The sequence below is a fragment of the Hydrocarboniphaga effusa AP103 genome (assembly GCF_000271305.1).
In the GTDB taxonomy this organism is placed as follows: domain Bacteria; phylum Pseudomonadota; class Gammaproteobacteria; order Nevskiales; family Nevskiaceae; genus Hydrocarboniphaga; species Hydrocarboniphaga effusa.
The window spans coordinates 615,324-637,423 of sequence record NZ_AKGD01000004.1 but is presented as its reverse complement, the minus strand read 5'-3'; the positions used below and the strand labels follow the sequence as shown (position 1 = coordinate 637,423).

The 22,100-nt window shown below is 65.3% G+C and carries 22 protein-coding genes; 14 read left to right on the top strand and 8 right to left on the bottom strand.

The features are described 5' to 3' along the window. Positions 1-90: 90 nt before the first annotated feature. The 4 genes from WQQ_RS22170 to WQQ_RS22155 all read left to right on the top strand — a co-directional run bounded on the left by WQQ_RS22170 (position 91) and on the right by WQQ_RS22155 (position 4,480). Positions 91-867 (top strand): competence/damage-inducible protein A, encoded by a 777-nt coding sequence (locus tag WQQ_RS22170; protein ID WP_007187522.1) that lies wholly within the window; start codon positions 91-93, stop codon positions 865-867. A gap of 128 nt (positions 868-995) precedes the next feature. Next, positions 996-1,451 carry a response regulator gene (locus WQQ_RS22165; RefSeq protein ID WP_007187521.1) on the top strand — a complete coding sequence of 152 codons (456 nt, stop codon included), beginning with the start codon at positions 996-998 and terminating at the stop codon, positions 1,449-1,451. Then, entirely contained in the window at positions 1,448-3,193 is a 1,746-nt protein-coding gene (locus tag WQQ_RS22160) for a putative bifunctional diguanylate cyclase/phosphodiesterase (RefSeq protein ID WP_007187520.1), read from the top strand. The genes WQQ_RS22165 and WQQ_RS22160 overlap by 4 nt, the downstream gene beginning before the upstream one ends. A 93-nt stretch (positions 3,194-3,286) precedes the next feature. Further along, the gene (locus WQQ_RS22155; RefSeq protein ID WP_040455315.1) at positions 3,287-4,480 is read left to right on the top strand and encodes a sensor histidine kinase; all 1,194 of its coding nucleotides are present in this window, start codon (positions 3,287-3,289) and stop codon (positions 4,478-4,480) included. 7 nt (positions 4,481-4,487) lie between these two features. Here WQQ_RS22155 and WQQ_RS22150 read toward each other — a convergent pair whose 3' ends face one another. Both WQQ_RS22150 and ppsA read right to left on the bottom strand, forming a co-directional pair. Next, positions 4,488-5,147, bottom strand: coding sequence for a ribonuclease T2 family protein (locus WQQ_RS22150; protein ID WP_007187517.1), 660 nt, complete (start codon positions 5,145-5,147; stop codon positions 4,488-4,490). A 12-nt stretch (positions 5,148-5,159) separates the two neighbouring features. Continuing rightward, on the bottom strand, positions 5,160-7,535 hold the full coding sequence (gene ppsA, locus WQQ_RS22145) for a phosphoenolpyruvate synthase (protein WP_040455607.1): 2,376 nt from the start codon (positions 7,533-7,535) through the stop codon (positions 5,160-5,162). Positions 7,536-7,799: 264 nt separating this feature from the next. Here ppsA and ppsR point away from each other — a divergent pair, with 264 nt between their 5' ends. The 3 genes from ppsR to WQQ_RS22130 all read left to right on the top strand — a co-directional run bounded on the left by ppsR (position 7,800) and on the right by WQQ_RS22130 (position 11,602). Then, on the top strand, positions 7,800-8,621 hold the full coding sequence (gene ppsR, locus WQQ_RS22140) for a posphoenolpyruvate synthetase regulatory kinase/phosphorylase PpsR (protein ID WP_007187514.1): 822 nt from the start codon (positions 7,800-7,802) through the stop codon (positions 8,619-8,621). Positions 8,622-8,772: 151 nt separating this feature from the next. Beyond that, entirely contained in the window at positions 8,773-10,485 is a 1,713-nt protein-coding gene (locus WQQ_RS22135) for an alkaline phosphatase D family protein (protein WP_007187513.1), read from the top strand. Between the two features lie 97 nt (positions 10,486-10,582). Further along, positions 10,583-11,602 (top strand): hypothetical protein, encoded by a 1,020-nt coding sequence (locus tag WQQ_RS22130; protein ID WP_007187512.1) that lies wholly within the window; start codon positions 10,583-10,585, stop codon positions 11,600-11,602. A 12-nt stretch (positions 11,603-11,614) separates the two neighbouring features. On the opposite strand, the gene WQQ_RS22125 is transcribed toward WQQ_RS22130, so the two are convergent. Genes WQQ_RS22125 through WQQ_RS22115 form a run of 3 tightly spaced genes read right to left on the bottom strand, consistent with a single transcriptional unit; the run spans position 11,615 to position 12,751 of the window. Further along, positions 11,615-11,902: a BolA family protein gene (locus tag WQQ_RS22125; RefSeq protein ID WP_007187511.1), complete on the bottom strand. Its 288-nt coding sequence runs from the start codon at positions 11,900-11,902 to the stop codon at positions 11,615-11,617. Next, positions 11,899-12,198 carry a YciI family protein gene (locus WQQ_RS22120; RefSeq protein ID WP_007187510.1) on the bottom strand — a complete coding sequence of 100 codons (300 nt, stop codon included), beginning with the start codon at positions 12,196-12,198 and terminating at the stop codon, positions 11,899-11,901. Before WQQ_RS22120 ends, WQQ_RS22125 begins: the two co-directional genes overlap by 4 nt. Before the next feature lies 1 nt (position 12,199). After that, the gene (locus tag WQQ_RS22115) at positions 12,200-12,751 is read right to left on the bottom strand and encodes an inner membrane-spanning protein YciB (protein ID WP_007187509.1); all 552 of its coding nucleotides are present in this window, start codon (positions 12,749-12,751) and stop codon (positions 12,200-12,202) included. Positions 12,752-12,836: 85 nt separating this feature from the next. Here WQQ_RS22115 and WQQ_RS22110 point away from each other — a divergent pair, with 85 nt between their 5' ends. The 6 genes from WQQ_RS22110 to WQQ_RS23995 are packed head-to-tail and all read left to right on the top strand — an operon-like array spanning position 12,837 to position 18,512. Next, a complete protein-coding gene (locus tag WQQ_RS22110) occupies positions 12,837-13,463 on the top strand; it encodes an L-threonylcarbamoyladenylate synthase (protein ID WP_007187508.1) in 627 nt (208 codons plus the stop codon). A gap of 14 nt (positions 13,464-13,477) precedes the next feature. Next, the gene (locus WQQ_RS22105) at positions 13,478-14,143 is read left to right on the top strand and encodes a site-2 protease family protein (RefSeq protein ID WP_007187507.1); all 666 of its coding nucleotides are present in this window, start codon (positions 13,478-13,480) and stop codon (positions 14,141-14,143) included. 37 nt (positions 14,144-14,180) lie between these two features. Continuing rightward, positions 14,181-15,188, top strand: a complete 1,008-nt coding sequence (trpS, locus tag WQQ_RS22100; protein ID WP_007187506.1) for a tryptophan--tRNA ligase — start codon at positions 14,181-14,183, stop codon at positions 15,186-15,188. Between the two features lie 2 nt (positions 15,189-15,190). Next, positions 15,191-16,054 carry a segregation and condensation protein A gene (locus WQQ_RS22095; RefSeq protein ID WP_007187505.1) on the top strand — a complete coding sequence of 288 codons (864 nt, stop codon included), beginning with the start codon at positions 15,191-15,193 and terminating at the stop codon, positions 16,052-16,054. Beyond that, positions 16,047-17,066 (top strand): SMC-Scp complex subunit ScpB, encoded by a 1,020-nt coding sequence (scpB, locus tag WQQ_RS22090; RefSeq protein WP_007187504.1) that lies wholly within the window; start codon positions 16,047-16,049, stop codon positions 17,064-17,066. The genes WQQ_RS22095 and scpB overlap by 8 nt, the downstream gene beginning before the upstream one ends. A 3-nt stretch (positions 17,067-17,069) precedes the next feature. Continuing rightward, positions 17,070-18,512, top strand: coding sequence for a pseudouridine synthase (locus WQQ_RS23995; protein ID WP_007187503.1), 1,443 nt, complete (start codon positions 17,070-17,072; stop codon positions 18,510-18,512). Positions 18,513-18,545: 33 nt separating this feature from the next. On the opposite strand, the gene WQQ_RS22080 is transcribed toward WQQ_RS23995, so the two are convergent. Then, positions 18,546-19,361 carry an energy transducer TonB gene (locus tag WQQ_RS22080; RefSeq protein WP_007187502.1) on the bottom strand — a complete coding sequence of 272 codons (816 nt, stop codon included), beginning with the start codon at positions 19,359-19,361 and terminating at the stop codon, positions 18,546-18,548. A gap of 226 nt (positions 19,362-19,587) precedes the next feature. After that, on the bottom strand, positions 19,588-20,961 hold the full coding sequence (locus tag WQQ_RS22075) for a phosphohexomutase domain-containing protein (protein WP_007187501.1): 1,374 nt from the start codon (positions 20,959-20,961) through the stop codon (positions 19,588-19,590). Positions 20,962-21,073: 112 nt separating this feature from the next. Between WQQ_RS22075 and WQQ_RS22070 the strand changes: the two genes are divergently transcribed. Continuing rightward, complete coding sequence (locus WQQ_RS22070; RefSeq protein ID WP_007187500.1) at positions 21,074-21,598, top strand: gamma carbonic anhydrase family protein; 525 nt, start codon at positions 21,074-21,076, stop codon at positions 21,596-21,598. A gap of 3 nt (positions 21,599-21,601) precedes the next feature. Here the strand turns inward: WQQ_RS22070 and WQQ_RS22065 are convergent, their stop codons facing one another. Then, the gene (locus WQQ_RS22065; RefSeq protein WP_007187499.1) at positions 21,602-22,090 is read right to left on the bottom strand and encodes a SixA phosphatase family protein; all 489 of its coding nucleotides are present in this window, start codon (positions 22,088-22,090) and stop codon (positions 21,602-21,604) included. Positions 22,091-22,100 lie beyond the last annotated feature (10 nt).

The following is a 22,100-nucleotide window of genomic DNA, read 5'->3' as shown; positions in this document are numbered from 1 at the left end:
GAAAGCCGCAGATCCCGCCTTCGATGCCCGCGCCAGTCGCGGGCATCGTCGTTTACGCCCCGCCGGAAGTCCGGCACACGGAGAAGCTCGATGGCCATCACCCTGATGATCGTTGGCGACGAAATTTTGTCGGGCAAGCGACAGGACCGCCATTTTTCGAAGGTTCGCGAATTGCTGGCGGCTCGCGGCATGGAGCTCGACGAGCTGCGCATCGTCGGAGACGACGAAGCCCGGATCGCCGAAACCGTGAGCCAGCTGCTCGGGCGCGGCGACGTGGTTTTGTCCTGCGGGGGCATCGGCGCCACGCCGGACGATCGCACTCGCCAGGCAGTCGCCCGGGCGCTGAATCTGCCCGTGGTTCCTCACGAGGAAGCGGTGGCCCTGATCGTCAACGAATACGGAGAGCGCGCGTTTCCGAACCGCGTGATCATGGCCGAGTTTCCACAGGGTGCCGGGCTGATTCCCAATCCGATCAATCGGGTAGCGGGCTTTCACATCGCCGGTATCTATTGCGTGCCGGGCTTTCCCGAAATGGCCTGGCCGATGCTCGAGCAGGTGCTCGATACCCATCTGAAGCACCTGCATCGCGAGCAGCCGCGCGTCGAGTACACGCTCAGGGCGCTCGGCACCTCGGGCGAGGGCGACCTGCTGTACCTGATGGAGCAGGTGCTCGCCGAATTTCCCGGCGTAAGCCTGTCGAGCCTGCCGAGCCGCGGCAACGGCGAGCGGACTCGGCACATCGAGTTCGGCATCAAGGGCCAGCCGGAGCAGGCGGCGCGGGCGTTTCGCTGGTTCCGGGAACGCCTGTTGCAACATCCCGGAGCCGTCGTCGAGGATTTGACGCTTCCGCCTGAATCGGCGCTTTGAAGGGAAAGCGGACTGACGGCAGGGCCGGGCCGGCCGATGGTGACCTCACCGTCAGACGCCTGGAATACGATTCGTGCCGATGCTCGGTAAATCTGCCGGGTTCAGCCCGCAGATGAGGTTAAAAATACATGACGGGTCTCTCTCAACTAGGCAAGCCGGTGATCCTGCTGGTGGAGGACAATCCGGCCGACGTCCGGCTGGCCTGCGAAGTGCTCGAGGAGGCGGGAGTCTCCGACGGCATGCTCGTGGCGCGCGATGGCGACCAGGCCATGCGCATGGTGCGTCGCGAAGGCGAGTACGCCAATCTTCCGCGCCCTGACCTGATCCTGCTCGATCTGAACCTGCCTCGGCTGTCAGGCCACGAGGTACTGGCGCAGATCAAACAGACGCCGGGCCTGCGCCGCATTCCCGTGATCGTGCTGACCACCTCGCGCGCCGAAAGTGACATCGCCGCCTGCTACGAAGCGCATGCGAATGCGTTTCTGACCAAACCGGTCGATCTGCTCGAATTCTCCCGGCTGGCGATGATGATTCGCGATTTCTGGCTCGGAGCGGTGCAGCTGCCGCAGCGGAGCCCGGTGTGAGCGCCAGCGGCCGCTTGCCTCCATTGGGCGTGTTGCTGGTGGAGGACAACCCGGCCGACGCGCGGCTGCTCGCGGAAAGTTTCAAGGAAGTCGGCGGCGTCGAGAACATCGTCATTCGCACCGTACGCACGCTGGCCGAAGCCTGCGCCGAAATGAGCCGCTACAGCTTCACCTGCGTGCTCGTCGATCTCGGTCTGCCGGATGGGCGCGGAGTCGGCAACGTCGAAGCGCTGCGCGCCATCGATCGCAGGGCCGCGATCATCGTGCTGACCGGCAACGACGACGAGCATCTGGCCGCCGAGGCGATTCGGCTCGGTGCCCAGGAGTACCTAATCAAGGGCCATCTCGATGGTGCCAAGATGGTTCGCCTGCTGCGCCATGCGATCGAGCGCAACAAGCACGTGCACGAGCTCGAGGATCAACGCCATCGCGAGTTCCATCGGGCCAGCCACGACAGCCTCACCGGTCTGGCGAATCGCGAGCTGTTCTACGATCGCGTGCGCCAGCTGCTTGCGCAGTCTCAACGTGCCGGCCGCGCGTTCGCGATCTGCTATCTGGATCTGGATGGCTTCAAGCGCGTCAACGATCAGCACGGCCACCAGATCGGCGATCAGCTGCTGATTCGCGTGGCCGAGGTGCTCAACGAATCGGTGCGCGCCACCGACACCGTCGCGCGCGTCGGTGGCGATGAGTTTCTGGTGCTGCTCTGGCCGGTCGAAGATCACGGCGAGGCCGGCGTCATTGCGCATCGCTTGCGTGAGCGCGTGATGGCGATCCGCCAGATCGGCGACCACGTCATCGATCTCGATGCCAGCGTCGGCGTGGTGTTCCATCCGCAGCATGGCGACACGCTCGACGAGCTGCTCGAGCGCGGTGATCGCGCGATGTACCAGGCCAAGCGCGGTGGCGGTGGCGTCGCCATCTACGACGCGCAGGACGTCGACAGCCCGGCGCGCGCGGCCGACATCAAAGTCGAGCTCAGCGATGCGCTCGAAAACGATCAGTTCCTGTTGTTGTTTCATCCGTGGGTCAACGCGGTCGAGCAGCGCTTCGTCGGCGTCGAAGCCTTGCTGCGCTGGAATCGGGGCGATGGCGTGCAGCGTCCGGACGAGTTCCTGCGCAGCGCCGAGAGCAGCGGCTATCTCGTCGAGATCGGCCTGCACGTCGCGGTAAAGGCTTTCTATCAATGGCATGCCTGGCGAGCACAAGGCATTGTCGCCGACCAGATCGCGATCAATCTCTCGGCCATCGAACTTGCTGACGACCGACTCGTGCCTTCGTTGCTCGCGGTCGCCGAAGCCGCTGGCGTGAAGCCCGGTGAAGTGCGCCTCGAAGTGCCGATGCCGGCGCTCGAAGGCGAGACCAGCCATCGGATCATCACGCATTTGCGGAGGGCGCGTGACCAGGGCTTTGGCGTGGTGCTCGATCAGTTCGGGCCGGACGGCCAATCGCTCAAATGGCTGACCGCGGTGCAGTTCGATGGACTCAAGCTTGGCCGCCATGTGCTGCGCGCGCTCAACGAAGAAGGCTTGCAGGGCTCGATGCGCCGCTTCACCACGGCGGTGCTCGGTGCGGCCAGCGCGCTGGGAGTGCCGGTGATCGCCACGGGTGTCGAAAGTGTGGACGATCGTGTCATGCTGCAGATGATGGGTTGCGTGTTGATGCAGGGACAGCTCTTTTGCGGATTCGAAAGTGCAGGTGATCTGCCTGCGAGGCTCGCAATGACGCCGGCCGGCCTTTGATAAGGCCGGCTAAGCCGGTGCAACGCTCGGTGCATGCCGTCGCCACTCAGTAAAGAGTCGTACCCGAAGACCAGACGCTAGAAGGACATCTGCATGCGAGCCCTGCTCGACACTGGCGCGTTTCTGCCGCACGGAGTTTGCTATCTGCGGCAGCCCGACTTGATTGCCTTGCACGTGATCTCCGATCTGATCATCGCGCTCGCGTATTTCATGATCCCGATTTCGCTGTTGTATCTGGTGCGGCGCGCGCGCGCCAAGCTCTCGTTCAACTGGGCGATCGTGTTGTTCGCAGCTTTCATCATTCTGTGCGGTACCGGGCATTTGCTCGATATCCTGGTGATCTGGAAGCCGCTGTACTGGTTGCAGGGCTGGGAGCGCGCTTTGACCGCGCTGGTATCGCTCGCGACGGCGATCGCGATTCTGCCGCTTGTTCCCAAGCTGTTGTCGATGCGCTCGCCCCAGGAACTCGAAGCGGCGAATCAGCGCCTGCGCGAAGAGATCAAATTGCGCGAGGGCGCCGAAAACGATCTGCACCGTTCGTTGTCCGAGCTCAAGCGTGCGGTGCAGGAACTCGAGCAGTTCGCCTATATCACCTCGCACGATCTGCAGGCGCCGTTGCGCAACGTCTCGGGCTTTTCGCAGCTGCTCATGCGCCGCTATAAAGACAAGCTCGATGGCGACGGTGTCGAGTTCCTCGACTTCATCGACAAGGGCGTGCGCCAGATGCAGACGCTCATCAACGATCTGCTCTCGCTTTCGCGCGTGGGCCGCGGCGAAGCCACGTTCACGGTCGGTCCGCTGAAAGCGCCGATCGATCGCGCACTGGCCGCGCTCGATCCGGTGATTCGCAGCCGCGAGGCGGTGGTCAAAGTGGACGAAGGCTTGCCGAGCATCAAGGCCGATCACAGCTTGCTCGCCCAGCTGTTCCAGAACCTCATCGACAACGCCACCAAATTCCACAAGCCCGGCGTGGTGCCCGAGGTGCACGTGAGCATCTGGCCGGAAGGTTCGCAGTGGCACCTGCTGGTCAAGGACAACGGCATCGGCGTGCCGAAAGACCAGCTCGAAACGATCTTCGCGGTGTTCCGCCGCCTGCATTCCGCCGACGACTACGAGGGCACCGGCATCGGCCTGGCGATCTGCCGCAAGATCGTGCGCCACCACGGCGGCGAAATCTGGGCCGAGTCGCCCGGCGTCGGCGAGGGCACCGAGTTCCATGTTCGCCTGCCGCGCGAACCCATCATGCCGACCTCGCCGAGCGTGCCGCGACTCGCGGCGGTGCACTGACCGCGCTTCAGCGCAGCGGCCTGAACAAGGCCTGCGCGTCGCAACGATCGTCGAGGTCGCGGCCGCAGGCGCGCGGGTCCATCTGGCGGTCGTAGCAGATGCGCAGCTCGGAAAAATAGCGCCCGCTGCATTGCAGGGCGATGCCATCGGCCCGCAGGCCGGGATTGCTGCGCATCCACTCGGATTCGATCTGCTGCGGTGCCTGCAGCAGCGGTTGATCGAGAGCGCGATATACCGAAGGAATCCTCAACTTCTCGAAGACCTGCCGCAGCTTGCCGAAATAATGCTGCGCATCGAGACCGCTGCAGGTCCCGTGCTTGCGCCACTCGTGCAGGATCAGCGGTTTGCTCGGCATGATCGGCAGCAGGCTGTCGATCAGCGCCTCTGGGACGTAGGCCGCTTTGCCGCAGCTGCTGGGAAATCCGCGCTCGTACTGCGGCCAAAGGCCATGCACGACGAAGCCGTAGGAGCGCTGGGCTCCGCACTGGGTGGTATCGGGCTTCTGCGTCGTCGCGCAATGCTGCGGAGACCATGACAGTGCCAGTACCCAATAATCAAAGTGTCCATCGAAGCCGCGCGGGACGCCGTCCGCGCGAGCCTCATCAACGAAAACGGCGCTGCCGCAGAATGCGAGCAGCGCCGTTGCCACCAACGCGCCGAAGCGCATCGGTGCCGTCCCTTAGCTGACGTTCTGGCCGGCCAGGAACAGCCAGGTCTCGACGACCGTGTCCGGGTTCAGCGACATCGATTCGATGCCCTGATCCAGCAGCCACTTGGCGAGGTCCGGATGATCCGACGGGCCCTGGCCGCAGATGCCGACGTACTTGCCGTGCTTCTTGCACGCCGAGATCGCCATCGACAGCATGACCTTGACCGCGTCGTTGCGCTCGTCGAACAGGTGCGCGATGAGGCCGGAGTCGCGATCCAGACCGAGCGTGAGCTGGGTCATGTCGTTGGAGCCGATCGAGAAGCCGTCGAAGTACTCGAGGAACTGGTCCGCCAGCACCGCATTGCTCGGCAGCTCGCACATCATGATGACCTGCAGGCCGTTTTCGCCGCGCTTGAGGCCGTTCTCGGCGAGGATCTCGATCACGCGCTTGGCTTCGCTGATCGTGCGCACGAACGGAATCATGATCTTGAGGTTGGTGAGCCCCATTTCGTCGCGCACGAACTTGAGCGCTTCGCATTCCATGTCGAAGCACGGGCGGAAGCTCTCGCTGATGTAGCGCGAGGCGCCGCGGAAGCCGATCATCGGGTTCTCTTCGTGCGGCTCGTAACGCTTGCCGCCGACGAGATTGGCGTACTCGTTGGACTTGAAGTCGGACATGCGCACGATCACCGGTTCCGGCGCGAACGCGGCCGCGATCGTGGCGACGCCTTCGGCGAGGCGCTTGACGAAGTAGTCCTTCGGCGAAGCGTAGGCCGCGATCATCGAATCGATGGTGCGCTTGACGTCGGCCGGCTGCTGGTCGAGTTCGAGCAGCGCCTGCGGGTGAATGCCGATCTGGCGGTTGACGATGAACTCGGTGCGGGCCAGGCCGACACCCTTGTGCGGCAGCGCGGCGAAGTCGAACGCCTGTTCGGGCGTGCCGACGTTCATCATGATCTTGACCGGCACTTCGGGCATCTTGTCGAGGGCGATTTCGTCGACCTGGAAGTCGATGTTGCCGTCGTAGATATGGCCGGTATCGCCTTCGGCGCAGGACACGGTCACGAGCTGGCCGTCCTTGAGCACGCTGGTGGCGTCGCCGCAGCCGACCACGGCCGGAATGCCGAGCTCGCGCGCGATGATCGCGGCATGGCAGGTGCGGCCGCCGCGATTGGTCACGATGGCGCTCGCACGCTTCATCACCGGCTCCCAATCGGGATCGGTCATGTCGGTGACGAGCACGTCGCCGACCTGCACGCGGGCCATTTCGTCGATCGACTTGAGCAGGCGCACCGGGCCGGCGCCGATTTTCTGGCCGATCGCGCGGCCTTCGGACAGCACCGTGCTCTTGCCCTTGAGCTTGTAGCGGCGCAGCGTGCTGGCCGAAGCGCGGCTCTGCACGGTTTCGGGACGCGCCTGCAGGATGTAGAGGCCACCGTCGACGCCGTCCTTGCCCCACTCGATGTCCATCGGACGGCCGTAGTGGTTCTCGATGATCAGCGCCTGCTTGGCGAGCTCCTCGACATCGGAATCGGTGATGCAGAACTTCTGGCGCTCTTCGGTCGACACCGGCACGAACTCGACCGTGCGGCCGAGCATGCGGTCCTTGGTGTAGACCATCTTCTTGGCTTTTTCGCCGAGGCCACGCTTGAGCACCGACGGCTTGCCGCTCTTGAGCGCCGGCTTGTAGGCGTAGAACTCGTCGGGGTTCACGGCGCCCTGGACCACGGCTTCGCCGAGGCCGTAGCTGGCGGTGATGAACACGGCGTCACGGAAGCCCGATTCGGTGTCCATCGTGAACATGACGCCCGAGGCGCCACGGTCGGAGCGCACCATGCGCTGCACGCCGGCGCTCAGTGCGACCTGGCTGTGCGCGAAGTTCTGGTGCACGCGGTAGCTGATCGCGCGGTCGTTGAACAGCGAGGCGAACACTTCCTTGATCGCCTTGAGCACGTTGTCGATGCCCTGCACGTTCAGGAAGGTTTCCTGCTGGCCGGCGAACGACGCGTCGGGCAAATCTTCGGCGGTGGCGGACGAGCGCACGGCGACCGAAATCTCCGAAGTGCTCTCGGCGAGCAGCACGTCGTAGGCGGCGCGGATTTCCTTTTCGAGTTCGGCAGGGAACGGCGCCTTGATGACGGCTTCGCGGATCTCCTTGCCGGTCTTGGCCAGGGCGTGCACGTCGTCGACGTCGAGCGCGTCGAGCAGGCCGTTGATGCGATCGGCCAGGCCTTCGAAGGCCAGGAACTCGCGATAGGCCGACGCCGTGGTGGCGAAGCCGTTGGGCACCTTGACGCCGGAAGCGGCGAGGTTGCCGATCATTTCGCCGAGCGAAGCGTTCTTGCCACCGACAATCTCGACGTCCTTCATGCCGAGTTGTGAGTACCACAGGACGTTATTGCTCATGGCACCCAGGTTGTGGTCGCTTCCCATGTTTGATTGCACTCCGGCGGCTGTGATTCGTGGTTCGGAAAATAGATCGAAATCAGGATCGAAATATCGGGATCGAAGATCGATCGAACTAAGGCAGTTGCAGCAAAAACGGCCTGCGCAGTTCCATGCGCGACCAATGAAGTAGCCCGGTCAGGGCTCAGAAATGACGGGTGGTGAGATGTACTTGACTCTGTTATCTATGCAACACGACGAACGACTTGGGCAACACCCCTAGACATGGCTGATCAGCGATACGTTTTCTTTCTTTCGGACGGCACCGGCATTACGGCCGAGACCCTGGGAGCCACCCTGCTGACCCAGTTCGAATTCGTCGAATTCAAGAAAACGACCTTGCCATTCATCAATACCCCCGACAAGGCCCGCAATACCGTCGACTATATCAATCACCTGGCTGTTCAGGGTAGCCGGCCGATCGTGCTGTCGACCACAGTCAACGATGAAATCCGCAACATTCTGAGGCAATGCCAGGGATTGTTCATGGATTTCTTCGACGCCTACATTCCAGCAATCGAGGCTGAATTGGGTCTGAAGTCGATCCATGCCACCGGCCGAGCGCATGGGCTGTCGGACGCCCGACGCTACAACGCCCGCATCGACGCCATGAACTACGCCATGGAGCACGACGATGGGCAGAGCACGCGCGACCTCTCCAAGGCCGACGTGATCCTGATCGCTCCTTCGCGTTGCGGCAAGACGCCGACGACGCTGTACCTGGCCCTGCAGTACGGCATCTTCGCGACCAATTTCCCGCTGACCGAAGAAGACCTCGAGGCGCAGAAGCTGCCGGCCTCGCTCAAGGGCCTGGCGCCGAAGTGCTTCGGCCTGACCTCCGATCCGGATCGACTGCACCAGGTCCGCACCGAGCGTCGGCCGGGCTCCAAGTACGCCTCGCTGCCGCAGTGCGCCTACGAGCTGCGACAGGCCGAGAGCCTGTATCGCAAGCAGAACGTGCCGTTCATCAACTCGGCGAACATGTCGATCGAGGAGATCGCGGCGATCGTGCTGCAGGAAAAGAACCTGCGCCGCCAGTCGGCCTGAGTTCCCGGGCGGGCTCGCCCGCATGCTCCGCGCCTAAGCGACATTTACCAGCTGCCGCGCCTTCGCCCGTAACCCCGCTGTAACTCCCGAGCCTTAGCGTTGTGCGATTCGCGCCGCGTTCGCCGGCGCTTCGATCTCGGGGATTTCCACCATGGGCAGAGCCCGCCGTCAGCGGCCGCGCAAGCGCGGCTGGTCGCGCCGTGATTTTCTGCGGCGCGCAGGTTTCGCATCGACCGCGGTCGCCGCCGCTCCGCTGTTCGCCAGTTGCAGCGCCGGCGGCGGTGGACGCGATCCGGATCCGGGCAGCGAGCCCGGCAGCGTCGAGTTCAGGCACGGCGTCGCCTCGGGCGACCCGCTGCAGGACAGGGTGATCCTCTGGACCCGCGTGACCCCGGCCACGGACGGGACGATCCGGGGCGAAGTGCAGGTGGCGAGCGATCCGGCGTTCACGCGGATCGTGCAGACCAGCCGCTTTTCGACCGACGCCGACCGCGACTACACGGTCAAGGTCGACCAGGGCGGGCTCGCGCCGGCGACGACTTACTACTATCGCTTCGCGGTCGGACAGACCCGATCGGTGATCGGGCGCACGCGCACGGCCGCCAGCGGCGGGCTCGACCGGCTGCGCGTAGGCGTGGTGTCCTGCTCGAGCTACGCGCATGGCTATTTCAGCGCCTACAAGGCATTGGCCAGGCGCGCCGACATCGACGTGGTGCTGCACCTGGGCGACTACATCTACGAATACGGGACCGGCGAATACGGCGAGGCGCGCGAATACCAGCCCTCGCACGAGATCACCACGCTCGACGACTACCGCACGCGCCATGCCCACTACAAGCTCGATTCGGACCTGCAGGAGGTGCATCGCCAGCACCCCTTCATCACCGTCTGGGACGACCACGAGACCGCCAACGACTCCTGGCGCGACGGCGCCGAGAACCACACCGAGGGCAGCGAAGGCGTCTGGGCCCAGCGCAAGGCCTGGGGCGTGCAGGCGTATGCCGAGTGGCTGCCGATCCGGCTGCCCGACGCGGCCGATCCTCAGCGCATCTATCGCCAGTTCCGCTATGGCGACCTGGCCGAATTCGTCATGCTCGACACGCGCCTCGAAGGGCGGGACGAACAGGCCGCCGTGGCGGACGCTTCGAGCATCAACGACGCCGATCGGCATCTGATCAGCACGGCGCAGTTCGATTTCCTGTCTAACGCGCTGTCGACCACGACCGCCAAATGGAAGCTGCTCGGCCAGCAGGTGATGTTCGGCCAGCTGCGCATCCTTGGCCTGCCCGAGCTTTCGCGCTTGAGCGGGCTGCCGATCGAGCAGCTGCGCGATCTCGTCAATTCGCTGCCGGTCGTCAGCACCGGTGGAATCATCCTCAACCCGGATCAATGGGACGGCTATCGCGCCGAACGCAACCGTCTGTTCGGCCTGATCGAAAGCGCCGGCGGCAACGTGGCGGTGCTGACGGGCGACATCCACACCTCCTGGGCGATGGACCTGTCGCGCGATCCGAACAATCCGCTGGTCTACAACCCGCTCAACGGTTCGGGTTCGCTGGCGGTCGAGTTCGTCGCCACCTCGGTGACCTCGCCGGGGCTCGATCAGCTCGCTCCGCTGCAGTCGCTGCTGCAGCTGCTGAATCCGCACATGAAGTACGTGGACCTCGCGCGGAAGGGGTATCTGCTGCTCGATGTCACGCCCGAGCGTTTGCAGGGCGAATGGTGGTATTCGCAGACGATCGCCGAGAGCTCGGAGGCCGAGAGCTTCGGCGCCGCCTACTTCACGGCCGATGGCGACAATCACCTGAGCCGGGCCGACGGCCCGAGCGAAGCAAGGACCGACGCCCCGGCACTGGCGCCCTGAGCCGGTCCGGGAAAACCCCGGCCGCAGCCGTAAATCGGGCGTCAATGCTACTGTTTGGCTGCCGCCGGCCGGCGGCCGACTCAAGGAGGAGAAAGCCATGTGGAATTTCGGGGCGGCGATCGGTCTGGCGGCTTCGGCGCTGTTGCTGAGCGCCTGTGGCGGCGGCAGCGACGGCCGCGATTACGACGATGGCGGTGACGACGGCGAACCGGCGCCGCTGTCGGGCAAATCCGACGTGCTGCGGGAGATCAGCATCGTCGCCAACGTGGCCCAGCTGTTCGGCTACGGCGACGGGCTGGCCGAGCCGAGCTCCGCCCTGTTCAAGGCGGCCGGCGTTCCGAGCGGACACTGGGGCCGGTATTCCGCGCGCAATCCGAGCCTGCTCAAGGCGGCGACCCGCCATGACTGCGACAGCGGCTCGTACACGCTCGAGGAAGGCAGCGGCCAGGAGCCTTTCGGCTACTTCGACGGCACGCGGCGCGCGGTCAGCTTCCGCATCTACAACTACGACGACTGCACTATCGACGACGAGAGCGGCAACGGGTCCAGCTACGACGACGGCCGCGTCGAGAATGGCAGCGGCACGCCGAACGCCAGCAACGAAACCTACGATTACAGCCTGCTCGGCTCGGGCGACACCCCGCACCTGTATCGCCGCTACGAGCCGGTCGGTTCGCGCACCGAACTCACCGAGTTCTTCACGCTCGGCCGCTTCGAGTTCCGGTCCGCGACCAACCAGCAGGAACAGCGGTCGATCCTGAGCTTCCGGCTCAATGCCGAGAGCGACGACTACCTGCTCGATCTCGACCTCGGCAACGGCAGCGGCCCGTTCACGATCGCCGAGAACACCAGCAGCCAGACGCTCAGCCTGAGCGGCCCGTACCGCTATCACAGCTCGATCTGCGACTGGACCTACGCCGAGGTCAGCACGCCGACGCCGCTGGCGATCAGCACCGATGGCTTCACCGCCGGCCGCCTGCGCATCGAGTCCGACCGCGGCCTGGCGACGATCACCTTCGCCGCCGACGGCAGCGCCCGTTACGAACTCAGCAATGGCAACAGCGGAACGCTCAATGCGTCGGAGATCGGCCTAGCGGTCAGCGAGCCGGCTTGCTGAGAAACCGCAGCCTCAGCCGGCCGACGATGCAGCCTCGGCCGGCGAGCGCGTCTCCATCGACAGCGCGTGGATGTCGGTCTGCATGAGATCGCCGACCGCCGCGTAGACCGCGCGGTGGCGGTGGATCGGCGACAGGCCGTCGAAGGCCTGGGCGACGATGCGCACGTGAAAGTGGCCGCGTCCGGTCGCCGCACCGGCATGACCGGCATGCAGATGGCTTTGGTCTTCGACTTCTAGGAACTGCGGAGAGAACGCATTCTGCAGCGCGATCCGGATGCGCTCGACGCGCGGCGAACTCATTCCGGCAGGGCCTTGATGAAGGGCTTGATCGTCACGCTCGCGTAGACGCCGGCCTTGACGTACGGATCGGCATTGGCCCACTCGGTGGCCTCGGCGAGGCTGTCGAATTCGAGCACCAGCAGGCTGCCGGTGGCGCCGGCCGACAGGTCGGGCGCATCGGCGACCGGGCAGGGTCCGGCGAGCACGAGGCGGCCCTGTTTCTGGAGTTCGCGCAGGCGCTCGATGTGCGCCGGGCGGGCGGCCTTGCGGGCCGGCAGGCTGTTGTCGACGTCTTGGCCGATGATGGCGTAAAGCACGTTAGGTCGTTCCCTTGTCCTGGGTCGAGTCGTTGAGGTACTGCGACAGGAACGGGGCGTGCGCGGCTGCGAACAGCAGCGGCAGCACGGTGAGCCCGCCGAACTTGAAGATCGCCCAGACCTTGTCGCTGTACATGTGGGCGACGTAGAGGTTCAGCACCGCACAGGCGGCGTAGAAGATCACCCAGGCGACGTTGACCTTGCGCCAGATCGCGGGCGGCAGCGAGATCGCATGGCCCGCCACGCGCTCGACGAGAGTCTTCTCGCCGATGAACTGGCTGCCGAGCAGCACCACCGCGAAGCCGGCGAACAGGATCGTCGGCTTGAGCTTGATGAAGTTGGCGTCGTGGAAATAAAGAGTCATGCCGCCGAGCACGAGCGTGATGCCGGCCGCGACGAGGTGCATCTTGTGCCACTCGCCGAACTTGAGCCGGTAGAAGGCGATCAGCACGAGCAGCGAGGCCATCAGCGCCATCGTTCCCTTGTAGATGTCGGTCGACAGCGTGACCGCGAGGAACACCAGGAAGGGGGCGAGATCGAGCAGGGGTTTCATAAGCCGCCAGTATACCGGGCGGCCGTCCCGCGGGCCGGTTTGCGCGCGCCCGGGCCGCAGGCAGGCTCAGACGGTACAATGACGAATGTCGAACTGGATCGAAGTCCACCCGCAAAACCCCCAATCCCGCCTGCTCGCGCAAGCCGCCGTGCATCTGCGCCAGGGCGCGGTGATCGCCTATCCGACCGACTCCTGCTACGCCCTCGGCTGTCACCTCGACGACAAGGACGCGGCCGAGCGGCTGCGGCGCATCCGCCGCTTCGACAAGAACCACCAGTTCACGCTGATGTGCCGCGACCTGTCCGAGATCGCGACCTACGCGCGCGTCGACAACTGGCAGTTCCGGCTGCTGCGCCAGCTCACGCCGGGCCCATACACCTTCGTATTGACCGCGACCAAGGAGCTGCCGCGCCGGGTCGCGCACGAGAAGCGCAAGACCATCGGCATCCGCATTCCGGAGCATCCGGTCACCCAGGGCCTGCTCGCCACGCTCGGGGAGCCGCTGATCAGCTGCACGCTGCAGTTCCCGGGCGAGGAACTGCCCGTGAACGATCCGCGCGAGTTCGAGGAGCGCCTGCTGCGCGAGGTCGACGTGGTGCTCGATTCGGGCAACTGCGGGCTGGAGCCGACCACGGTGGTCGATCTGTCGGAAGGAGAGGCTCGCGTGCTGCGTCAGGGCAAGGGCCCCGTTCAGGGCATTTTCTCGGAATAAGGGCCTGGCCTTACATGTTCGATGAGCTTTCACTGGTCCAGAAACTCGCGGTCTGGGCGTTGCCGGTACTGCTGGCGATCACCATTCGCGAGATCGCGCACGGCTATGCGGCGCGCGCCTGTGGCGACATGACGGGCACCGCGCTCGGGCGGCTGTCGCCGAATCCGCTGCGCCATGTCGATCCGCTCGGCACGCTGCTGATCCCGGGCCTGCTGATCACGCTCGGTGGTTTCCTGATGGGCTGGCCCAAGCCGATTCCGGTCGATTTCTCGCGCCTGCGCCATCCCAAGCGCGATCTCGCCAAGGTCGCCGTCGCGGGCCTCGCGGCGAACTTCGCGATGGCCGTGCTGTGGGCCGCATTGATCAAGGCCACGCTCGTCTTCGGCAGCGATCAGCCGACCTGGGTCGGGCTGCGCTACATGGCGGTGGCCGGCGTGGTGATCAATCTCGCGCTGCTGGTGCTGAACCTGCTGCCGCTGCCGCCGCTCGATGGCGGACGCATCCTGATCAGCCTGCTGCCGATGCGCCAGGCGATGGCGCTCGCCAAGGTCGAGCCTTACGCTTTCTTCATCGTGCTCGGCGTACTGCTGCTGTTCAAAGGCCTGCTGTTCTGGCCGCTCGTGATCAGCCAGGGCCTGCTGTTCCAGGCCTTCGGCATCGAGCCCGTTTCGCTGTACTGATTTCTCTCCTCATCACCGACACATCACGGTTCTTCGAATGTCCTCGAATTCGCAACGCCCCATCGTTCTTTCCGGCATCCAGCCTTCGGGCCGGCTCACGCTCGGCAACTATCTGGGCGCGATCAAGAACTGGGTTCCGTTGTCGGAAACCTATGCCTGCTACTACATGCTCGTGGACCTGCACGCGATCACCGTGCGCCAGGATCCGAAAGTGCTGCGCGAGCGCTGCTACGAATTCCTCGCGCTCTACATCGCCTGTGGCCTCGACCCGGCCAAGAACACCTTGTTCGTGCAGAGCCACGTGCCGGCGCATTCGCGGCTGTCGTGGATCCTCAACTGCTACACGCAGATGGGCGAGCTCAACCGCATGACGCAGTTCAAGGACAAGAGCGCCAAGCATGTCGACAACATCAACGCCGGCCTGTTCGATTATCCGGTGCTGATGGCGGCCGACATCCTGCTGTACCAGGCGCACGCGGTGCCGGTCGGCGACGACCAGAAGCAGCATCTCGAACTCACGCGCGACGTCGCGACGCGCTTCAACAACCTCTATGGCGAGGTGTTCCGCATTCCGGAGCCGATGATTCCGCCGGTCGGCGCGCGCATCATGAGCCTCAAGGAACCGACCAAGAAAATGAGCAAGTCGGACGAGGCCGAAACCAACGCGATCTACCTGCTCGATCCGGTCGACACCATCGTGCGCAAGCTCAAGAAAGCGGAGATGGATTCGGGCAACGAGATCCGCTTCGACATCGCCGAGAAGCCCGGCGTGAGCAACATGATGTCGATCCTGTCGGCCACCTCGGGCGAGAGCTTCGACAGCATCGCCGAGCGCTACAACGGCCAGGGCTACGGCAAGTTCAAGCAGGCCGTCGCCGACGCGGTGGTCGCCTGCCTGGAGCCCGTGCAGATGCGCTATCGCGACATTCGCGAAGACACCGATGGCTTGCAGCGCGTGCTGCGTGATGGCGCTGCGCGCGCATCTGCTGCGGCTGACGTGACGCTCGCGCGCGTGCACGACGTGCTCGGTTTCATCCCCGAATAAGCATGAGCGATCCGGCCGACAACGCCGAAATCGTGACCGAAGTCGAAGAGGCTTCCGATGCCGCGCGCCTGCCGAAGATCAACGGCCATGTGCTCGACAAGCTGCCCGAAGATCTCTACATCCCGCCCGATGCATTGCAGGTGTTTCTCGAAGCCTTCGAAGGCCCGCTCGACTTGCTGCTGTACCTGATCCGCCGTCAGAACCTCAACATTCTCGACATTCCGGTTCTCAAGATCACGCAGCAGTATCTGCAGTACATCGCGCTGATGCAGGAGCTGCGGCTGGAGCTTGCGGCCGAATACCTGCTGATGGCTGCGCTGCTCGCCGAGATCAAATCGCGCATCCTGCTGCCGAAGCCCGTCGAGGCCGAGGAAGAAGAGGGTGATCCGCGCATGGAACTCGTGCGCCGCCTGCAGGAATACGAGCGCTTCAAGACCGCGGCCGAGAATCTCGACAGGCTGCCGCGCGCGGGCCGCGAAATCTATCGCGCCGCCGCTAAGCCCGACGTGATTCCGACCCAGGTCGTGCTGCCGCAGCCGAGCCTGCGCGAGCTCATGCTCGCGTTTCGCGAGGTGATGATGCGCGCCGAGCTGTTCACGCGGCATCAGGTCAAGCGCGAGCCCTTGTCGGTGCGCGAGCGCATGACGCATATCCTCGATCTCGTGCACAGCGGACCGAAGCGCTTCGACGAGATCATCGAGCCGTCCGAAGGCCGCGCCGGCGTGATCGTCTGCCTGCTCGCGATTCTCGAACTCGTGAAGCTCGCCGCGATCGATCTCGTGCAGGAAGGACCGTTCGCCGAAATCATGATCGACAGCGGCCGCCCGATATCGGAAACGGCCATCGAGACCGCCAGCTATGAGTGATACGCCCCGAAACGACGAGCCGGACGAAGAGCAGGACGACGAACTGCCCGAGGTGCCGCTGCCTCCGGAAGAGTTGTCCGGCGCCAAGCCCGACGCGCAGTCCGACCAGACGGCGATCGCCGACATCGCGCCTGAAATCGCGGCCGACGCGACGGCGCAGGACATCGTGACTGGCGTCGCCGACAACGCCGAGGCGATCGACAGGCTAGAGCACATCATCGAAGCGCTGCTGCTGGCGGCGGACGGCCCGCTGTCGGTGGATGCCCTGCATCGCCTGCTCGGCGAAGACCTCGGCATCGGTCGCAGCGAAGTTCGCGCCGCGCTCGCCAAGCTCGATGCGCGCCTGCAGGGCGGAGCGGCGCAACTGCAGGAAGTCGCGAGCGGATGGCGTATCCAGGTGCGCGAGGAATACGCCGGATGGGTTGCGCGCCTGTGGCAGGAAAAGCCGCCGAAATTTTCGCGCGCCCTGCTCGAAACGCTTGCGCTCGTGGTCTACCGACAGCCGATCACGCGTGGCGAGATCGAAGAAGTGCGCGGCGTTTCGGTGTCGTCGAACATCCTGCGCACGCTGCAGGAGCGCGGCTGGGTCAAGGAGATCGGCGTCAAGGAAGTGCCCGGACGTCCGGCCCTGTTCGGCACTACCGCGCAGTTTCTCGACGACTTCAACCTGCGCACGCTCGACCAGCTGCCGTCACTGCCCGAGATCCGCGACATGGATCAGCTCGACGCCGCGCTCGCGCAGCTCACGGGCGAGCTGCCGTCGAAGGGCGATGAAGCCGAGTCCGAACACGAGGTGGACGAAGCCGCGAGCGAATCACCCGAAGCCCGCGACGCCGTTGGCGACGAAAACACCGAAGACGAAGCGCAGGAAATCGTCGAAACGATCATCGATGAAGGCGATGAGCGCGACGCCGATGCCGACCCAGCATCCGGACACGCAGCACCGGATACAGAAGACACCGGTGACGACGGCGCGCCAGCCGAAGAGCCGAAGCCGGACGAGGAACGTTGAGCCATGGTTGACCGCATACAGAAACTGCTCGCCACGGCCGGCATCGCCTCGCGCCGCGCCATCGAGGCGATGATCGCCGAAGGCCGCGTGACCGTGAACGGCCGGCCGGCGGAGATCGGCCAGAAGATCGATCACAACGACAGCGTGCGCGTCGACACCAAGCTCGTGCCGCTGAGCCGCAAGCCCGAGAGCACGCGCGTGCTGCTGTATCGCAAGCGCGTCGGCGAGCTCGTCACGCGCGACGATCCGGATGGCCGCAAGACCGTGTTCCGCAAGCTGCCCGAACTCGAAACGGGCCGCTGGATCGCGGTCGGCCGTCTCGACATCAACACCTCGGGCCTGCTGCTGCTGACCAACGACGGTGAACTCGCGCGCCGGCTCATGCATCCGAGTTTCGAAATGCGTCGCGAATACGCGGTGCGCGTGCTCGGCAGCGTCGATGCGGAGATGCTCGATCGGCTACGCAAGGGCGTCGAACTCGAAGATGGATTCGCCAGGTTCGAGACCATCCAGCCCGGCGAAAGCGTCGACCTCGACGAAGAAGGCGGACGCCGCGAGAGCGAAGGCTCGTCGGCCAACAGCTGGTGGAACGTCACCGTGCGCCAGGGCCGCAATCGCGTCGTGCGCCGCCTGCTCGAATCGCAGGGCCTGCAGGTGAGCCGGCTCATGCGCGTGTCGTATGGGCCGATCGCGCTCGGCCGCGGCATCAAGAGCGGAACCTGCCGCGAGGCGACGCCCGAAGAGCTGCAGGCCTTGCTCGAAGCCGTGGCGATCGCCCAGCCAAGGTCGGCCAAGGCCGGGAAGAGGCCTTCGGCCCAGCGGCATGACGAGCGGCGCAAGCCCGAAGGCGAGTTCGTCGCGCCGACGCGTGAGGGTTTGCGCAAGACGGCCCGTCATCGTCGTCCCGAGCGTGAAAGCGATCGCGATCGCGATCGCGATCGTGAGCGCAGCTTGCGTGAGCGCTTTCCGCATGCGGAAGCATTGGAGCCGGCTTCCTCCAGCCGCGAAGGCGCGGACGATCGGCGTGACGATCACGAGCGTGGCTTCGACCCGACCCGGGCCGGGCCGCGTGGCGATTCCAAGCGTGCGCAGCGGGAACGCGCGGCCGAGCGCCGCGGCGAACGTTCGCAAAAGCGCGCTCCGGGCGCGGCGAAATCGTCGGACCGGACGGCCGGCAAGCCGTCGGAGAAGGTCCAGGGCAAGGCGCATGGCAAGCCGAGCCGGCCGGGTGCCGCGGCCAAGTCGGCGAGCCGGGGGAAGGACAGTTCGTCACGATCGCCGGCGGGACATCGCGATGCGAATTCGTCGAGGCCGTCTTCCGGGCGTAACGACGGGGCCAGGCCATCGGGCCGCGGCAACGCGTCAAAGCCGTCCGGCCGAGGCGGCGCCGCCTCCAAGTCCGGGACGGGCAAGCCCGCATCGCGCAAACCCAGGCCGAAACCGTAGTGGCCAGTCGGCGACGGTGTGCGCAGCGGGTCGCTAGAGCCTGAAATTCACCGGCTGATCGATGACGATGCTTTCCATCCACGGCCGCAGCACCGGCGGCACGGGCGGAAAGCTCGCGATGCGGAACATCAGGGCCTGGGCTTCCTCGTCGAGATAGCCGAAGCCCGACGAGGTCACCACGCGCGCTTCGAGCACGCTGCCGTCGCGGCCGATGCGCATGCGCACGACGGTGACGCCGGTTTCCTTGAACTGGCGGGCGCGCACGGGCACGCGCATGTTCCGCTCGACCGAGCGCATCACCATCATCGAATACTGGCGCTCGAGCCGGCTGATCTGCTCGGGGCTCATGCTCACGGCCGGCGCTCCGACCGGGCGTCCGGCACCGGGGTTCGATGGCGTGGCGCTCGCGACGGCGGCGGTGGAAGGCGCGCTCGATGCGGTGGCCGTGGCAGCCGGCGCCGGCTGCGATTGAGCCATCGCGGGTTCGGCGGGCTTCGAAATTTCGGGTTCCGGCACGGGCGCTTTTACCGGCGCGGGCGCCTGGGCGGCGACGACCGGCTTGGGCTTCGGCTTGACGGATTTCGGTTTGGGCTTGGGCGCTTCGACCGCCTGCGTCGGCGCGGCCGGCGGTGGCGCGGCGGCAGCCGAAGGCGACGAGGCCGCGGCCGTGATCAGCGAAACCTCGATCGATTTCTGGTCCGCGGCGGGCGGCAGCTCCAGCGTCCGGCTCGGCCATTTCACGAGCAGCCCGAGCGCGAGCAGCAGGTGCAGGCCGACCGAGATGGCGATGCCGAGCCGGCGGCTCAGCGGAGCGTCGTCCAGCTGCGGCGCCCGGCTCGCGGTCACCACGCGAGAGCTGGATCGCCTGTCAGTTGCAAAGGCCGCGGATCGAGTCATGACGGCCGGATTGCAGCAGGATTCGAGCCAGCGCGGCGGCGTCGGCCGCGAGGTTTGAGTGAACCTGCGTGGGCGCTTCAGCACCCTGTATTCAAAGCGGAATTTCCCGGCGTACCAATGAAAGACCCGCCCGGAGCCGGCTCCGGGCGGGTTCGGGAACGGGCCGTCGCTCCTCTTTTTAGTGCGCGGCGGTCGCTCCGCCGGCATCGATCAGCGCGAGGATTTCCTGCGTCTTGGCGTTCATGAGCGCCTCGTCGGCGCGCGATTCCACGTTCAGGCGCAGCACCGGCTCGGTGTTGCTCCCGCGCAGGTTGAAGCGCCAGCTGCCGAAATCGAGGCTGATGCCGTCGGTCTTGTCGATCGCGCTGGCCTTGGGCGCGTAGGCGCTTTCGATCCGCGCGATGGTGGCCTTCACGTCGGCGACCTTGCGGTTGATCTCGCCGCTGGCCGGGAAGGCCTTCATGCGCTCTTCGACGAGCTTGGACAGCGGCTTGCCGCTCTCGCTGATCAGCGCAGCCGCCAGCAGCCACGGAATGTTGCCGTTGTCGCAGTAGGCGAAGTCGCGGAAGTAATGATGCGCGCTCATTTCGCCGCCGTAGATCGCGTTTTCCTTGCGCATGCGCTCCTTGATGAAGGCATGGCCGGTCTTGCTCATCACCGGTACGCCGCCGGCGCTTTCGACGACATCGACGGTGTTCCAGGTCAGGCGCGGGTCGTGGATGATCTTTCCGCCGGGTTCCTTCTTGAGCAGCGCCTCGGCGAGCAGGCCGACGATGTAATAGCCTTCGATGAAGCCGCCGTTCTCGTCGAACAGGAAGCAGCGATCGAAATCGCCGTCCCAGGCCACGCCGAAATCCGCGCCATGCGCCTTGACCGCATCGGCGGTCGGGGCGCGCATTTCGGGCAGCAACGGGTTCGGGATGCCGTTGGGGAAATCGCCGTCGGGCTCGTGGTGCACCTTGATGAACGTGAACGGCAGGCTCTTCTCGATCGCATCGACGACCACGCCGGCGACGCCGTTGCCCGCGTTGACGACGATCTTGAGCGGCTTGAGCTTGGAGGTGTCGACGTAGCTCAGCAGATGCTGCACGTAGCCGTCGCGATAGCTCGCCTTGGTGACGACCGGTTCGCCTTCGGGGCAGGTCGCGGTCGAAGCGGCGACGGCCTCTTCGATCTCGCGCAGGCCGGTGTCGCCCGAGATCGGGATCGATCCGCCGCGCACGAGCTTCATGCCGTTGTAGTCCATCGGGTTATGGCTCGCGGTGACTTCGATGCCGCCGTCGACGCCCGGTTGCTGTGCGGCCCAGTAGATTTCTTCGGTGCCGCAGAGGCCGATGTCGAGCACTTCGACGCCGCGCGCGTTGAAACCGTGCGCCAGCGCCTTGAGCAGCGGCAGCGAGGAATGGCGGACGTCGCGGCCGAGCGCGATCTTTTTCGGCGCGAAGCGCTCGGCGTAGGCGATGCCGAGCCGGTAGGCGATGTCCGGATTGAGTTCGTCGGGAACGCGGCCGCGGATGTCGTAGGCCTTGAAAGCGGGCAGGCGAGTGGTCATGTCTCGAAGGAAGTGGGAGCGGGCGAGGAGCGGCTTAATCGTATGCGATACGCGGTGATGTCTGAAACCTCGACCCAGATCGAGACCAGATCGAGCACCGTATACTTGCCGCATGCTCTACCGACTCGATCACCGCACGCCCGAACTGCAGGGCGACAATTTCGTCGCCGACAACGCGAGCCTGATCGGCTCCGTGGTGCTCGAACGCGGGGCCAGTGTCTGGTTCAACGCGGTGCTGCGCGGCGACAACGACGAGCTGCGCATCGGCGAAGGCAGCAACGTGCAGGACGGTTCGGTGCTGCATACCGACCCGAACCTCAAGCTCGTCATCGGCAAGCACTGCACGATCGGCCATCTGGTGATGCTGCACGGCTGCCAGATCGGCGACGGCTCGCTGATCGGCATCAAGTCGGTGGTGATGAACCGCGCGCGCATCGGCAAAAATTGCCTGGTCGGCGCCAACAGCCTCGTCACCGAAGGCAAGCAGTTTCCGGACGGCGTGATGATCCTGGGTTCACCGGCCAAGGTCGTGCGTGAACTGACGCCCGAGGAGATCGCCGGGCTGCGCCAATCGGCCGAAGTCTATGCGCAGCACTCCCGGCGCTATCGCGACGGCCTCAAGCGCATCGACGGCTGAACTTTACTGCCGTTCCTTCGGGAACGAGTACGCGAACAGGCGACCATGGGCGACATCGGCCCAGCGATCGACATCGAATTCGAGCACGGCCATCGCGCAGGTCGGCATCTCGCCGAAGGTGCAGCGCGCGAGCCGGTGGGACAGGTCGGTGAGCCCCGGGTTGTGGCCGAACAGCGCCACGTTCGGATACGCATCGTCGAGCTCGCGCACGACCGCGAGCAGCTCGGCGGCGGTGGCGTCGTAGATCGGCGGCTCGAAACGGATCGAAGATTCCGCGATGCCGAGCACCTCGGCGAAGATGCGCGCCGTCGTCGTCGTGCGCAGCGCAGGGCTCGCGACGAGTTGCGGCGTGGCGTCGAGCAGGTTGCCGAGGCGCTGCGCCATCACCGGCGCATCGCGAAAACCGCGCTCGTTGAGCGGGCGATGAAAATCTTCGATCTTCGGATCGTCCCACGAGGACTTGGCGTGACGGATCAGCGTCAGAGTGCGCATGGCGGATTGA

Excerpts from the sequence above, each read along its gene's own strand:
- WQQ_RS22170 (WP_007187522.1), top strand. The coding sequence starts at position 91 with ATGGCCATCACCCTGATGATCGTTGGCGACGAAATTTTGTCGGGCAAG.
- WQQ_RS22165 (WP_007187521.1), top strand. The coding sequence starts at position 996 with ATGACGGGTCTCTCTCAACTAGGCAAGCCGGTGATCCTGCTGGTGGAG.
- WQQ_RS22155 (WP_040455315.1), top strand. The coding sequence starts at position 3,287 with ATGCGAGCCCTGCTCGACACTGGCGCGTTTCTGCCGCACGGAGTTTGC.
- WQQ_RS22150 (WP_007187517.1), bottom strand. The coding sequence starts at position 5,147 with ATGCGCTTCGGCGCGTTGGTGGCAACGGCGCTGCTCGCATTCTGCGGC.
- ppsA (WP_040455607.1), bottom strand. The coding sequence starts at position 7,535 with ATGAGCAATAACGTCCTGTGGTACTCACAACTCGGCATGAAGGACGTC.
- ppsR (WP_007187514.1), top strand. The coding sequence starts at position 7,800 with ATGGCTGATCAGCGATACGTTTTCTTTCTTTCGGACGGCACCGGCATT.
- WQQ_RS22135 (WP_007187513.1), top strand. The coding sequence starts at position 8,773 with ATGGGCAGAGCCCGCCGTCAGCGGCCGCGCAAGCGCGGCTGGTCGCGC.
- WQQ_RS22130 (WP_007187512.1), top strand. The coding sequence starts at position 10,583 with ATGTGGAATTTCGGGGCGGCGATCGGTCTGGCGGCTTCGGCGCTGTTG.
- WQQ_RS22125 (WP_007187511.1), bottom strand. The coding sequence starts at position 11,902 with ATGAGTTCGCCGCGCGTCGAGCGCATCCGGATCGCGCTGCAGAATGCG.
- WQQ_RS22115 (WP_007187509.1), bottom strand. The coding sequence starts at position 12,751 with ATGAAACCCCTGCTCGATCTCGCCCCCTTCCTGGTGTTCCTCGCGGTC.
- WQQ_RS22110 (WP_007187508.1), top strand. The coding sequence starts at position 12,837 with ATGTCGAACTGGATCGAAGTCCACCCGCAAAACCCCCAATCCCGCCTG.
- WQQ_RS22105 (WP_007187507.1), top strand. The coding sequence starts at position 13,478 with ATGTTCGATGAGCTTTCACTGGTCCAGAAACTCGCGGTCTGGGCGTTG.
- trpS (WP_007187506.1), top strand. The coding sequence starts at position 14,181 with ATGTCCTCGAATTCGCAACGCCCCATCGTTCTTTCCGGCATCCAGCCT.
- WQQ_RS22095 (WP_007187505.1), top strand. The coding sequence starts at position 15,191 with ATGAGCGATCCGGCCGACAACGCCGAAATCGTGACCGAAGTCGAAGAG.
- scpB (WP_007187504.1), top strand. The coding sequence starts at position 16,047 with ATGAGTGATACGCCCCGAAACGACGAGCCGGACGAAGAGCAGGACGAC.
- WQQ_RS23995 (WP_007187503.1), top strand. The coding sequence starts at position 17,070 with ATGGTTGACCGCATACAGAAACTGCTCGCCACGGCCGGCATCGCCTCG.
- WQQ_RS22075 (WP_007187501.1), bottom strand. The coding sequence starts at position 20,961 with ATGACCACTCGCCTGCCCGCTTTCAAGGCCTACGACATCCGCGGCCGC.
- WQQ_RS22070 (WP_007187500.1), top strand. The coding sequence starts at position 21,074 with ATGCTCTACCGACTCGATCACCGCACGCCCGAACTGCAGGGCGACAAT.
- WQQ_RS22065 (WP_007187499.1), bottom strand. The coding sequence starts at position 22,090 with ATGCGCACTCTGACGCTGATCCGTCACGCCAAGTCCTCGTGGGACGAT.